Here is a 13,615-nt window from a genome sequence, read left to right on the forward strand (position 1 = left end):
CAGCACGACGATGTCCGACGACGACACCGAACCATCCGCCGGCACCGGGCGGCTGCTGACCGGCGTGGCCTGGGCGATCCTGCTGCTCGGGCTGTGGCTGTGGGGCCGCGGGGTGACCGAGGTGCCCGACGGCATATCCGGCCCCACCACGGGTGACGTGGCCGCCGTCGGCCGCCCCGCCGGCGCCGAACTCCCGCCCGCCGCCAAGCCGTTGGGCTCCGCACCGCCCGAGCGCATCGACATCCCCGACCTGGGCGTGCAGGCCCCCGTGGTCGCCCGCGGCCTCGACGGCAAGGGCGGGATCGACCCACCGCCCTTCGACCAGCCCGGCGTGGTCGGCTGGTACGGCTCCGGGGCCGAACCGGGCGCCGCCGGCACCGCGGTCCTGGTCGGGCACGTCGACACCGAGACCCGGCCCGCGGTCTTCTACAAGATCAGCGCCCTGCGCCCCGGCGAGACGATCCGCGTGGTCCGCGCCGACGGCACGGTCGCCGAGTTCACCATCGACGACGTGCGGGTCCTGCCCCGCGACCACTTCGACGCCCAACAGGCCTACGGCACCCGCGAGTCGGGCCGCGCCGAACTCCGGCTGATCACCTGCGGCGGCACCTTCGACCGGACCACCCACAGCTACACGGCGAACGTGGTCGTCTCCGCGTACCTCACCGGAACAGCCGTGTAGAAGCCGTACCGGACTCACCTGGCCCGGTCGACGGTCCGCTCCCCTGAGACCGTCGGCCGGGCCGGTCCTCGACCGCGCGCGCTCGGGCTGCGGGAGTAACCCGGGGGCGGGCACGGGAGGCTGGGAAGGCACGGCCGGGGGCCGGGCCGCCCCCGCAAGCGACTCTAGAGGGGAACCCGCGCCCGGGCCTAGGTTCGCGCTCGCCGGGCCTCTGCCTCGCCGTCGATCCGGGCTGTAACAGCTCACCGACAAGGCCGGGCGATCTCGTGGCGAGTGCGGTGGGTATGTCACGATTGGGGCCTGGCCAAGTGCACCCAGGGGGGAATTGGATGTACGACAGCAGGGGGGCCCGGCCGCCGGCCTGGACGTGGGCACTGGGAGCGGCACTGCTGCTCGCCGGCTGCTCCTCGGGCACAGGCGGCGACGACCGTCCGGACACCGCGGATCCGGGCGCGGCGATCACCCAACAGCCCAGTCAGGCGGACCCGTTCTGGGTGAACCCCGACTCCAACGCCGCCCGCCAGGTGAAGGCCTACGCGAAGGCCGGCAAGGACACCGACGCCGAGCAGATCCGCAAGATAGCGCAGCAGCCGACCGGTGAGTGGATCGGCCCGGAGAACCCGGAGCAGGAGGCGCGCGGTTTCACCGAGGCCGCGCAGAAGTCCGACCGTACGGCCCTGCTGGTCCTCTACGACATCCCGCACCGCGACTGCGGCCAGTACAGCCAGGGCGGCGCGGCCGACGGCGACGCGTACCGGGCGTGGATCGACGGGGTCGCCCGGGGTATCCAGGACCGCCCCGCCACGGTGATCCTGGAACCGGACGCCGTACTGCACCTCGTCGACGGCTGCACCCAGGCCCAGTTCGCCGAGGAACGCTACGACCTGCTGCGCTCCGCGATCACCAGGCTCAAGTCCCTCAAGAACACGAAGGTCTACCTGGACGCCGGGAACGCCGGCTGGGGCCACCCCGACCAGATCTACCAGCCCCTCCGGCAGGCGGGCATCACCGAGGCGGACGGCTTCGCGGTCAACGTCTCCAACTTCTACTCCACCGAGGACTCCATCGCCTACGGCAAGCAGCTCTCGGAGAAGGTGGGCGACAAACACTTCGTCATCGACACCAGCAGAAACGGCAACGGCCCGTACCAGGGCGGCAATCCGGACGAGCGATGGTGCAACCCGCCGGGCCGGGCCCTGGGCGAGACTCCGACGAAGAAGACGGCGGACGCCCTGGTGGACGCCTACCTGTGGGTCAAGCGCCCGGGTGAGTCGGACGGCACCTGCAAGGGCGGCCCGCAGGCGGGCAACTGGTGGCCGACCTACGCTCTGGAACTTGCCCAGGCTTCAGAAACCTAGGGGCGCGGGACGCTGTCCATATGCGGCTCCGCCGCGTGGGCGCGGCCCGCACAGCGCTCCCGCACCCAAAAGAATCACGTGCGGGAGCGCCACGGCGGAAAAGCTACGGCACCTTCACCCACCGCGCTTCACTCGGCGTCCCCTGATCGTCGTCCACGAACACCATGTACCACCCCGACGGCACCAGGTTCCGGTTCTTCGGTACCGTCACCGTGATCCGGTCCCCAGACGTCGTGAAGTCCAGCGCGACAGACCGCTGGTCCACATCCGTCACATGCGTGGTCGCACTCGGCCGGATCAACCGCACCTTCTTGATGGCCGAGGCCTGCTGGGACGTGAACGTCCCCGACCCGCCCCGGGCGATGGTCCCCGGCCCTCCGCTCAGGGACGGCCGGGAGTCCCGGTAGAGATACGGCGGGGTGTAGATCTCGATCCGCTGCTCGAAGACCCCCGGCTTGGTGTCGGCCTTGTCCGCGAACAGCGGGTTGGACCCGAAGAACATGACCCGGCCGTCGGGCAGCAGGATCGACCCGGAATGGTAGTTCCGTCCCACCAGCGGATCGGCCACCTTCCTGAAGGAGTTCGTGGCGGTGTCGTAGATCCGCGCCTGCCGGATGTCGGAGTCGCCGCGTCCCCGGTAGTCCTCGGAGCCGCCCGACACCAGTACGGAGTCGTCCGGCAGTACCGAGATCTGCGGGTAGCGTGTCCCCTTCTCCAGCTTGGGCCCGTCCACGAACTTCGGCTCGGCGTCCTTCAGGTCGATCAGCCGCGTCCTGTTCGTGGACAGCTTGGACTCGCCGACCCCACCGCCGCCGACGACCATGTACTTCTCGTCCTGCGCCGGCGGCAGCAGCACGGTCCCGGACGTCTCCAGCATGTTCGGGTCGCTGAGCCCGGACAGCTTGGTGAACTGGTTGGTGTCGACGTCCCAGATCCCGGGGTCACGCCCCACGTCGTCCGGCCCGTACCCGGCGTTGGAGCCGGAGTAGAAGAGCTTGCCGTTCTGCAGCAGGAACAGCGCCGGATAGGTCGGGAACTGGCGCTTGTACTTGGTGTACGTCCATGTCCTCGTCGCCGGGTCGAAGACCTCGTTCTTGCCCGGCACCAGCTGCCCGATGTCGTCGAGCCCGGAGACACTGAGGACCTTGCCGTCCGACAGCGTGGTGAGCGTCGGATACCAGCGGGCCTCGTTCATCGGGTCGACCTTGATGTACTTCTCGGCGACCGGATCGAACTCGTAGGCGTTCTTGATGCCTTCGAAGTCCCGCTTGTCCATGCCGAGTTTGTTGGCGATGCCGTAGGTGTTGCGGGCGTCGGCGCCGGTCAGTCCCTCGATGCCGTAGTTGTCCTGGGTGCCGGTCTCGTACTGGGTGCCCTCCTTCGGCGCCTCGACGACGACCCGTGCGTAACCGGGGTTGTTCCGCAGGAACTTGCCGGTCTTCTTGTCGAAGACCTTGGTCGCCCGCGGGATCAGCACCGAGTCGTCGGAGAGGAACGTCCTGCCGTTCCCTTTGCCGGTGAACCGGGTGCCCTTGGGCAGGGTCATCGGCTTGTCGGGGTTCTCGTTGTAGAGGATCATGACGCCGCCGGCCTTCTTGACGTCGCCCTTGAGCTTCTCGTACTGCTTGGTGCCGCCGGCGATCAGGATGTTGCCGTTGGCGAGCTGGGTGTGCCCGGTGCAGAACAGGTCGGCCGGGGTGGGCACCTTCTTGACGGTGCCCTTGACCGGGTCCCAGATCCGGCTGTCGTAGATCTTCGCGTCGAAGTTGTCCTGGTTGTTGCCCGAGCCCGCGACCAGCAGCACCTTTCCGGTGTGCAGGAGTACCGCGTGGATGGTGTCCTGGCGGTACTCCTTCGGGAACTCGATGACGTCCCAGTGGCCGTTCTCGGCCTTGTACTCCGGTCTGTTGATCTTGTACTGGTGATATTCCTCGGTTCCGAAGCGGTACACCCAGGGCCCGTTCATCCCGGCCAGGGCGAGAACCACCGCCGTGCCGATCGCGAGACGACGAGCCCGGCGGCCGCCGGCACTGTCGTTCATTCCTTACGTCCCCCCAGTCCGCCGAGCGCGATCCGCATGGTCTCCTCCGGGGTCCCGCCGCTGCCCGCGGGCGTCCAGCTGGGCCGCTGCTGCGGGGCGTGTGCCGCACGGGTGTAGCCGGGCGGCACCGCGTCCTCCGGCTCGGCGGCGACCGCGGGCGCCCTGCTCTCCTTGCGCAGCGTGTACTGCCAGGCGAGGATCGGGGCCGCCGTGATGAGCAGCGCCAGCGTCGCCCAGGTGAGCATCGCCGGGTGCGAGTGGCCGCCGACGAAGCCGGCGGCGAGCGAGCCGGCGAAGACCAGGATGAAGAACCAGTGGATCCGGAACGTGCCGAACAGCGTGTCCGGGCTGGCCGACTCGCCCTTGGGCGTCACCACGAACTTGCTCTTGCGGCGCAGCACGGCGTCCATCAGCGAGCGGGCGTAGATCGGCGCGGACAGCGCGGACATCACCATGCCGGCCACACCGCCGGAGCCCTCCGGTTCGTGCGGGGAGACGTTGTGCCGCCGGTTCCAGATGTACAGGCCGATCTGGAGCGCGGAGGCGTTGCCGTAGAGCATCAGCCACACGGTGGGGTCGATGTTCACACCCGAGGCGCCCAGGCCCAGGAACAGCGCGCAACTCAGGGCCGCGAGGATCCAGTTGAGGGCGGACATCGGGTAGAAGATGATCATCATCGTGTAGTTGAAGAACTTGCCCGGCGACAGCGTGAACAGGCCCTTCCAGTACTGCTTGAGGATCGTCTCGTACGTTCCCCGGGACCAGCGCAGCTGCTGGGTGAAGAAGTCGGTCCAGGCGTTCGGGCCCTCGCCGACCGCGAGCACGTCCGGGGTGTACACCGAGCGCCACTTCCGCCCCGTGGCCGGATTCTTCGCCCGGTGGATCTCGAAGCCGGTCGCCATGTCCTCGGTGATCGAGTCGTACAGGCCGCCGATCTGCTTGATCGCCCTGATGCGTACGGCGTTGGACGTGCCGACGAACATCGGGGCGCCGTAGCGGTTGCCGGCGCGCTGGATCAGGGCGTGGAACAGGAACTGCTGGGACTCGGCGGCCTTGGTGATGGGGTTGTCGTAGTTGCCGTACACCTGCGGGCCTATGACGAAGCCGACGTCCGGGTCACGGAAGTAACCCAGCATCCGCTCCAGGTAGTTGGGCAGCGGGACGTGGTCGGTGTCGACGGAGGCGAAGAAGTCGTACTCGTCGCCGTGCGCCTCCAGCCAGGCGTTGTAGTTGCCGTGCTTGGTCCTGGCGCGGTGCGGGCCCTTGGGCTGGTTCCACTTCTCGACGCCCTTGCGGGTGAAGTGGTGCACGCCCAGGCGCGCGCAGACCTGTTTCACCTCCGCGTCGTCGCCCTCGTCGAGCAGCCAGATGTGCAGCAGACCGCGATGGCGCAGCCGGACCGCCGCCTCCAGGGTCCGGGTGACCATGTCCAGCGGTTCCTTGCCGGGCACGAACGTGGTGATGAACGCGACCCGGGTGCCGGTCTCCGGGACCACCGGGACCGGGTCGCGGGCCACCAGGGTGGCGTGCGCGTTGGACAGCACGTTCATGCAGCGGAAGAACTCGATCAGGCCGATCGACACCAGCATCACGATGTCGAGGGCCGGCAGGAAGTCGTAGGCCGGGTAGTCGCGCTGGGTCCAGTGCTCGGGCTGCAGCAGCCAGGTCAGCAGCACCAGCGAGAGCAGCGGGGCCGCGCCCAGCATCAGGGCGGCGCGCAGGCGGTGCGGCTCCTGGGAGAGCAGTGAGCGGTACTGCACCTTGTACGGTTTGCTCGGATCGGGCTGGGTGAGGGGACCCGCGAGCCTGCTGTAGTGCTCGTAGTCGTATCTCGGCAGTGTCTTCTTGATCCGGCGCAGGGCGCCGGTGGTGCTTCGGTGTGCGGGTACGCGGAGCTGTGTGGTCTGTGACGGGTCGTATGTCTGTGACGGGTCGTGTTCCTGCTCCTGCCGGGCGCCCGTCGGCGTCGACGTCATGAGTCATCCCCCCACACGCGCAGATCGGCGCGTGTCTGTCGGTCCCACCGCCCGGTCGGATCCCCCTCGATCAGGCCGGGCGCGTCAATGGCGGGGCACAGTCGTTCCACAGATATGGACACGGACCGTGACCGTCCGGTTGCATGATGCCCCCCTCGGCACCGATTCATGACCGGGGCCCCTCACCCCGCAGATCTGGCAACCGGTTACCTACCCCCCAAGTGCCCCGAATCATCGGCACTTTGGACATCCAGGGTTCTACGGTGCCGAGCATGATCGCAAGAGCGAAACACGGTGTTTACCGGTCATAGGTGTTCATTGTGGAACCTGTGGTGATTGTGTGGACCGATCGTGTCGGTAGTTGACATAAAGGGGCACATGGTGTCGAAGTGACCGCATGTGGCCGGTGGGGCGTACGCCAGAAGGCCCCCCGCTGCTGCGGAGGGCCTTCTGGGTGTCTGTGCGCCGCCAGGGACTCGAACCCCGGACCCGCTGATTAAGAGTCAGCTGCTCTAACCAACTGAGCTAGCGGCGCGTGCTGACAGCGAGAACTCTACCCGACGGAGGACGCTGCTCCCGACCGGGCGGCCACCGGGGGACCCCCGTCCACCCCCTGCTGTACATCATTCGGACCGTCAGCATGCGCACCGGGACGACAGTTGGGAAACTGATCAATGTGCACAGTCCCGGACATATCCACCCGAAGTGTGAGGGGAATCGCATGCCGGCCCCGGTATTCGAGGAATTCGACCCCGCGAACGACTGCGAATGCCCCGGATGCGTCCACTGGCGGCGGGTCGGCCCGTACCCGCTGCCCGGGCGTTTCGGCGGGCACCCGGCCGCCCGGGGCGTCCTGGTCGTGGCCGCCGCCGCGTCCGCCGCCCTGGCCGCGAGCGCCCCGACGGCCGCCGCCCACAGCACCCCGCCCGCCCCCCACCGGCCCGCCGTCCCCGCGGACGGCGAGCCCGACACCCCGCAGGGCGCCAAGTCCCCCCTGCACGGCCCCGGCGGCAAGCCCGTCCACGGCCCGGTCACCACACCCCCCATCACCCGTACGGAGATCATCAACCGGGCCAAGATCTGGGTCGCCGCCAAGGTGCCGTACAGCATGTCCCTCTACTGGACGGACGGATACCGGCAGGACTGCTCCGGCTATGTCTCGATGGCCTGGGGGCTGACCGGGAACGAGTGGACGGGCAGCCTCGACCAGTTCGGCACGAAGATCACCAAGGCGGAGCTCCAGCCCGGCGACATCCTGCTCTTCCACAACCCGGACAACCCCGAGAAGGGTTCCCACGTCGTGATCTTCGGCGGCTGGACGGACTACACGCACACCTATTACACGGCGTACGAGCAGACACCCCCGAACGCCCGCCGCCAGTCCACGCCCTACGCCTACTGGAGCAACTCCGCCAAGTACGTCCCCTACCGCTACAAGGGCCTGATCGCGGACCCGGGCGCGGCCGGCGCCCAGGCCGCAAGGACAGCGGTGGCGTTCCCCGGCGCGGCCTACTTCGGTCCCGGCGCCGACAACAAGTACGTCACCCTGCTCGGCCGGCTGCTGATCGCCCGGGGCGGCGCCGGCCACTACCCCAAGGGCCCGGGCCCGGTCTGGGGCACCTCGGACCAGCGGGCCACCCGGGCCTTCCAGCTCGCCCAGGGCTGGACCGGCGCCGCCGCCGACGGCCTGCCCGGCCCGCGCACCTGGGAACTCCTCGCCAGCGGCAAGGGCAAGGACATCAAGCCCGCCACCACGGGCACGCCCGCCCCCGCCTCGCACGGGGTCCCGGGCTACCCCGGCAAGAACTACTTCCGTCCGGGCGCCACCAACGACTACGTCGTCCAGCTCGGCAGGCAGCTGGTCAAGAAGGGCTTCGGCCGTTTCTACACCGACGGCCCGGGTTCGGCCTGGGGCGAGGCGGACCGCAGGGCCGTCGAGGCGTTCCAGCGCACCCAGGGCTGGCGCGGCGGCGCGGCCGACGGCTACCCGGGTCCGGAGACCTGGCGCCGCCTGTTCCTGTAACGACCCGACGATCACGTGACGCATCTGGCGCGGAGGCTGGAGGCAGGCATGAGTACGACGACCGCACACACCCCTGAATCGGGCGACCCCCCGGACGGCGGGCCGCCCGCCCGTCCGGTCCCCCGGCTGATCCAGAACGAGGCCACCACCGAGATCCCCGTCCATCTGCTGTTCCGTGACGACCCCGACCCGGTGTCGGTCCCGCTGCGGCCCGCCGTGGTCGGCCGCCGGCAGGGCACCGGCGAACAGCCCCGGCTGCGCCGCCCGGCCCCGGCCAAGCCCCGGCCCGTCGCCGCCGTCGACCCCGAACTGGTGGAGCGCCCCGCCCGGGTGCTGCCCGGCGCGGCCGGGGTGGCCGCCGGGCTGGGCGGGATGGCCGGGGGGCTCGCCACCTCCTGGTGGGCTGGAGTGCTGCCCCCGCTCGCGGTGCACGCGCTGCGCCTTCCGGCGTACGCGGGCACGGGACTCGGCCCGGCGCAGTGGGCCGCGTACGCCGGAGCCGGCGCGCTCGGCCTGTTCGGCTTCGCCGGGCTCGCGCGCGGGGCGACCGGACGGGCCTGGGTGCTCGGCCTGTTCGGCCGCTACCGGGGGACGGTACGGCGCACCGGCCTGCTCTGGGTCAACCCGCTGCTGCTGCGCCGCCGCGTCGACGTCCGGCTGCGGCACTGGCGCAGCGAGGAGATGCCGGCGGCGGACGGCAACGGGGTCGCGCTGCGGGTCGTCGTCCTGGTGGTGTGGCGGATGCGGGACACCGCGCGGGCGGTGCTCGGTGTCGACGACCACGAGACGTATCTGCGGGAGTGCGTGGAGGCCGCGCTGCCCCGGGTGCCGGTGGAGGTGCCGGGCCGGATGCGGGGCTCGGTGGAGATGGCCACCGACGCGCTGACCCGGCTGGTGGCGACGGACGCGGCCGGGATCGGCCTGGAGGTGTTCTCCGTGCAGCCGGTCCGGGTGGAGTACGCCCCGGAGGTCGCCGCGGCCATGCACCGGCGCCGGATCGCCGCGCTCGACGCGCAGCAGCGGGCCGGGATGCTCGCCTCCGTCGTGGACTCCGTCGAGGACACGGTGACCCGGCTGACCATGCGCGGCCTGGTCGAACTCGACGACTACGAGCGCAAGGTGCTGGTGCGGGACCTGACGGTGGCGTTCTGCTCGGGACGCTCCGACTCCGCACCCTGACGGGAGCTGATAGGTCGTTGATATGGACACGGTCAACTGATGGCAATAATCTGGGACTTGGTCTAGACCTGCACGGCTCACAGAACCTCCCCCACGTTCTCCAGGAGCGGCAGCATGCGTAAACGGACCAAGATCTCGGCCGTCGTGCTCGGTGTGGCGACCGCCGGAGCCTTCGCGCTCTCCACCGGCGGCGCCAGCGGGCACGGCTACACCGACCTCCCCATCAGCAGGCAGAAGCTCTGCGCCAACGGCACCGTGACCAACTGCGGCGACATCCAGTACGAGCCGCAGAGCGTCGAGGGCCCGAAGGGCTTCCCGGCGGCCGGCCCCGCCGACGGCCAGCTCTGCAACGGCGGGCTGAGCCGGTTCGCCCAGCTCAGCTCGCCCAAGACCCCCGCGGGCGCGGCCTGGCCGACGACGAAGGTGACGGGCGGCCAGTCCTACACCTTCCGCTGGCAGTTCACCGCGATGCACGCCACGACCGACTTCAAGTACTACGTCACCAAGTCGGGCTGGAACCAGGACCACGCCCTCGCCCGTTCGGACCTCAACACCACCCCCTTCCTCACCGTCCCCTACAACGGCCAGCGCCCCCCGAGCACCGTCAGTCACAGCGGCACCCTGCCGTCGGGGCTGAGCGGTCACCACGTGATCCTGGCGGTCTGGACGATCGCCGACACGAGCAACGCGTTCTACGCCTGCTCAGACGTCACGTTCTGACCGGCGTCGTTCGACGACTGGGTAACATCCGGCTGATCTGAGCTTCGCTTGAGGACCCGCCGCAGCTCGCAGGGGTACGTTCCCGCCACACCGGTCAGTCGGACCGGTGTTCGGAATCGGGGGACTGCCATGGGCCTGCTGCAAGCGTTCTTCTACATCCTTCCCGGCATCTTCGTCGTCGTCGGGGTTCTCGGGATGGTCAGGACACTGAAGCGGTCGAGCCAGATCAGCCGGGCGTGGCGGCACGGCCGTACGGCCGAGGCGCGCTGTCTGCGGTCGTACACGACGACCAGCGGCGGCGGTGGCGACACGTCCGTGACGACCACGCTGCATCACGTGTTCGAGTTCACGACGGCCGAGGGTCGGACTGTCCGCATCGACGAGAGGAACGGGCGGTCCACCGTCGTCGAGGGTGACTTCGTCACGGTGTACTACCTGCCGGAGAACCCGGAGGGGGCCACGGCGCAGCCGCCCGCGCGAGGGAAGCTGGCCGCGGGGACCGGCTGCACGGTGGCGTTCTTCGCGGTGTTCATCGGGTTCGCCCTGACCTTCATGGGCGTGACGCATTTCTTCTTCTCGGTGGCGGACGGGTTCGCTCCGTGAGGGCGCGGTTCCGCCGTGGGCGGGTGCCGGCCGGTGGGGGGCTTGTCGCGCAGTTCCTCGCGCCCGTGGGGTGTTGATCTGACGGAGTGTCAATTAATCTGCCTCTTCATGGCCTTCGAAGGGCGCACCGTCGCTGAAGCCGTCGCCGCCCGGTGGGGCGATCACCGGCCCGGCCTGTGGTTCGAGGAGCAGGTGCTGACGCATCACGAGGTGGCCGGCGGTGCCGCCGCCCGTGCGGCCCTGCTGCGGGATCTGCTGCCGCCCGGTGCCGTGCCCCATGTGGGTGTGCTGCTCGACAACACCCCGGAGTTCCCGCTCTGGCTGGGGGCCGCCGCGCTCGCCGGGGCGGCCGTCGCCGGGGTCAATCCGACCCGGCGCGGGGCCGAACTCGCGCGGGACATCCGGCACGCGGAGTGCCCGGTCCTGGTCACCGAGCGAGCCCACCTGCCGCTCCTCGCCGGCCTCGAACTGCCGTGGGCGTCCCCCCGCGCGAGCGCGGCCGAGCGTGGGGGAGTCCGCCTCCTCGTCACCGACGATCCGGCCTACGGCGCGCTGCTCGAGCCCTATCTCGGCGCCTTCCCGGACGCCTCGCGGGCCGCCCCCGGTGACCGGATCCTGCTCTACTTCACCTCCGGTTCCACCGGCGCCCCCAAGGCCGCGCTCTGCTCCCAGGGCAGGCTCGCGGCGGCCGGCCGGTCGCTCGCCGGGCAGTTCGGGGTCGGGCCCGACGACGTGCACTACATCTGCATGCCGATGTTCCACGGCAACGCGGTGATCGCCGACTGGGCACCCGCGCTGACGGCCGGCGCCGGGGTGGCGTTACGGCGGCGGTTCTCGGCGTCGGGATTCCTCCCGGACGTCCGGCGGTACCGGGCGACCTACTTCACCTATGTCGGCCGTGCGGTGCAGTACATCCTCGCCACCGAGCCGAGCGCCCACGACCGGGACCATCCGCTGCGCCTCGGCTTCGGCACGGAGGCCGGCGCGGTGGACGCGGCCGCCTTCGAGGAGCGGTTCGGGGTGCGGCTGGTCGAGGGGTACGGATCGTCGGAGGGCGGGGCGGCGATCCAGTGGTCGCCGGGGACGCCCGACGGGGCGGTGGGGCGGGCGGCGCCCGGTCTCGTCGTCCTCGACCAGGAGACGGGGGCGGAGTGTCCGGCCGCGGTCTTCGACTCGGGGGGCCGGCTGCTCAACGGGGAGCAGGCGATAGGGGAGCTGGTGAACCGGGCGCCGAACCCCTTCGAGGGGTACTGGCGCAACCCGGAGGCGGAGGCCGAGCGGCGGCGGGGAGGCTGGTACTGGACCGGGGATCTCTTCTACCGGGACGGGGACGGCTATCTGTACTTCGCGGGGCGTGCCGACGACCGGATCCGGGTGGACGGGGAGAATCTGGCCGCCGCGATGATCGAGAACATCGTGGCACGGTACGAGGGCGCGGACGCCGTCGCCGTGTACGGGGTGCCGGACCCGGTGACCGGGGACCAGGTGATGGCGACCGTCGCCGGGCGGTTCGAGCCGTTGGACTTCGCCGAGTTCCTGCTGGCCCAGCCCGACCTGGGGACGAAGATGGCGCCCCGGTTCGTGCGGGTCGTGGAGCGGATGCCGGTGACGGCGACCAACAAGATCCAGCGGGCCGCGCTGCGCAGGGAAGGCGTGCGGTGCGCCGACCCGGTGTGGTGGCGGCCGCCGGGCGAGCAGACCTACCGCAGACTGACCGCCGAGGACGCCGAAGGGCCCCTCGTGTCCACGAGGGGCCCTTCGGCGGAGGGTGTGGGTGGCGGAGCCCCCACCGGGCGCGGCACAGCCGCGCGATAACAGCGAGGGCGAGCAACGTCCGCGCTTTCCGCGGACAAGGCTCGCCCTCGTCATGGTGCGCCGCCAGGGACTCGAACCCCGGACCCGCTGATTAAGAGTCAGCTGCTCTAACCAACTGAGCTAGCGGCGCATGACTCTCGCCGAACCGTCCGATCTGTGTCTCGCGGCCGACGACGAAGAAAATACTACCTGGTCCGCGGGGTGCTTCCGACCAGCCTCGGAGGCAGGCCGCCGGCTCAGATGGCGAGGGACAGCAGCACCGGGGCCGCGCTGCGGTTCAGCGCGTCGGCGGCCTGCCGGAGCCGGTGCGCGTGCTCGACCGGCAGGGACAGCGCCAGGCAGCCCACCGACGAGCCGGCGGTGATCGGCACCGCCGCGCACACCGTGCCGATCGCGTACTCCTGGAGGTCCAGGACCGGCACCGTCGGCGGCTGCGCGGCCAGCCGGGAGAGCAGCAGCTTGTCGCTGGTGATGGTGCGCGAGGTGAGGCGGGCCATCTTGTGCCGGGAGAGATGGTCGCGGCGGCCGTTGTGGTCGAGCTGGGTGAGCAGGCTCTTGCCGATCGCGGTGGCGTGCGCGGAGGACCGGAAGTCCACCCACTCGTTGACCGCGGGGGTGCCCGGGCCGGCCGCGTACGGGCCGATCCGCACCTCGCCGTCGACGTACCGGCTGAGGTAGACCGCCGCGCCGACCGAGTCGCGCAGCCGGTCGAGGACCAGCTGGAGCTGCTCGCCGAGAGCGCGCTCCCGGTCGTGCGCGGAGCCGAGGCGGCGCAGGGTCTCGCCGGTGACGTAGGCGCCGTCGGCGACCTGCTCGACGTAGCCCTCGCGGCGCAGCATGCGCAGCAGCGCGGTCAGCCGCTCGGGGTCGAGGCCGGTCAGGCGGGCCAGTTCGGTGTCGGTGACGCCGTCGGCGTGCCCCGCCACCGTCTCCAGGACGCGCAGCGCGTCCTGGGCGGAGTGGTACGGGGCGGTCGGCTCGTGCTTCAGCGCCACGGTGAATCCCCCTGCGCTCGCTCGGCGATGCTGCTTCAGCAGCACTGCTTGGGCCGTGTTCCGGACAACGGAACCTCTCCACGATAACGGGCAGCAGCCGGAAACGGAGGGGGTGTTGGCGAGATTCCGGACCTCCCAGCTGCGACGAAGACCCATTGGCATATGTCAGCGGAATGAGCTGACCGCTGGACCTCGGGTGATCGAGCGTTCACTTCATGTAATC

The 13,615-nt window shown here is 70.3% G+C and carries 10 protein-coding genes and 2 tRNA genes; 7 read left to right on the top strand and 5 right to left on the bottom strand.

Annotated elements, in window-relative coordinates; translation table 11 throughout:
* Positions 1–10 precede the first annotated feature (10 nt).
* Together AB0D59_RS34155 and AB0D59_RS34160 are read left to right on the top strand one after the other, a co-directional pair.
* A complete protein-coding gene (locus AB0D59_RS34155) occupies positions 11–682 on the top strand; it encodes a class F sortase (protein ID WP_362573985.1) in 672 nt (223 codons plus the stop codon).
* Positions 683–1,011: 329 nt separating this feature from the next.
* Entirely contained in the window at positions 1,012–2,040 is a 1,029-nt protein-coding gene (locus AB0D59_RS34160; RefSeq protein ID WP_362573988.1) for a glycoside hydrolase family 6 protein, read from the top strand.
* Positions 2,041–2,143: 103 nt separating this feature from the next.
* Here AB0D59_RS34160 and AB0D59_RS34165 read toward each other — a convergent pair whose 3' ends face one another.
* From AB0D59_RS34165 to AB0D59_RS34175, 3 genes are all read right to left on the bottom strand, one after another.
* Entirely contained in the window at positions 2,144–4,081 is a 1,938-nt protein-coding gene (locus AB0D59_RS34165) for a kelch motif-containing protein (RefSeq protein ID WP_362573991.1), read from the bottom strand.
* Positions 4,078–6,057, bottom strand: coding sequence for a glycosyltransferase family 2 protein (locus AB0D59_RS34170; protein ID WP_362573994.1), 1,980 nt, complete (start codon positions 6,055–6,057; stop codon positions 4,078–4,080). The genes AB0D59_RS34165 and AB0D59_RS34170 overlap by 4 nt, the downstream gene beginning before the upstream one ends.
* A 461-nt stretch (positions 6,058–6,518) precedes the next feature.
* Positions 6,519–6,592, bottom strand: a tRNA-Lys gene (locus tag AB0D59_RS34175).
* Positions 6,593–6,778: 186 nt separating this feature from the next.
* Here AB0D59_RS34175 and AB0D59_RS34180 point away from each other — a divergent pair.
* The 5 genes from AB0D59_RS34180 (at position 6,779) to AB0D59_RS34200 (ending at position 12,397) form a co-directional block, all read left to right on the top strand.
* A complete protein-coding gene (locus AB0D59_RS34180) occupies positions 6,779–8,080 on the top strand; it encodes a peptidoglycan-binding protein (RefSeq protein WP_362573997.1) in 1,302 nt (433 codons plus the stop codon).
* A 48-nt stretch (positions 8,081–8,128) separates the two neighbouring features.
* Positions 8,129–9,259, top strand: a complete 1,131-nt coding sequence (locus AB0D59_RS34185) for an SPFH domain-containing protein (RefSeq protein ID WP_362574000.1) — start codon at positions 8,129–8,131, stop codon at positions 9,257–9,259.
* 114 nt (positions 9,260–9,373) lie between these two features.
* On the top strand, positions 9,374–9,979 hold the full coding sequence (locus tag AB0D59_RS34190) for a lytic polysaccharide monooxygenase (RefSeq protein WP_362574003.1): 606 nt from the start codon (positions 9,374–9,376) through the stop codon (positions 9,977–9,979).
* Between the two features lie 129 nt (positions 9,980–10,108).
* A complete protein-coding gene (locus AB0D59_RS34195; RefSeq protein WP_362574006.1) occupies positions 10,109–10,582 on the top strand; it encodes a DUF3592 domain-containing protein in 474 nt (157 codons plus the stop codon).
* A gap of 108 nt (positions 10,583–10,690) precedes the next feature.
* Positions 10,691–12,397 (top strand): long-chain-fatty-acid--CoA ligase, encoded by a 1,707-nt coding sequence (locus AB0D59_RS34200; protein ID WP_362574008.1) that lies wholly within the window; start codon positions 10,691–10,693, stop codon positions 12,395–12,397.
* Positions 12,398–12,450: 53 nt separating this feature from the next.
* On the opposite strand, the gene AB0D59_RS34205 is transcribed toward AB0D59_RS34200, so the two are convergent.
* Positions 12,451–12,527 (bottom strand) — tRNA-Lys (locus tag AB0D59_RS34205).
* A gap of 106 nt (positions 12,528–12,633) precedes the next feature.
* Positions 12,634–13,392, bottom strand: a complete 759-nt coding sequence (locus AB0D59_RS34210) for an IclR family transcriptional regulator C-terminal domain-containing protein (protein ID WP_362574011.1) — start codon at positions 13,390–13,392, stop codon at positions 12,634–12,636.
* Positions 13,393–13,615 lie beyond the last annotated feature (223 nt).

It is taken from the genome of Streptomyces sp. NPDC048417, assembly GCF_040651615.1.
GTDB lineage: Bacteria > Actinomycetota > Actinomycetes > Streptomycetales > Streptomycetaceae > Streptomyces.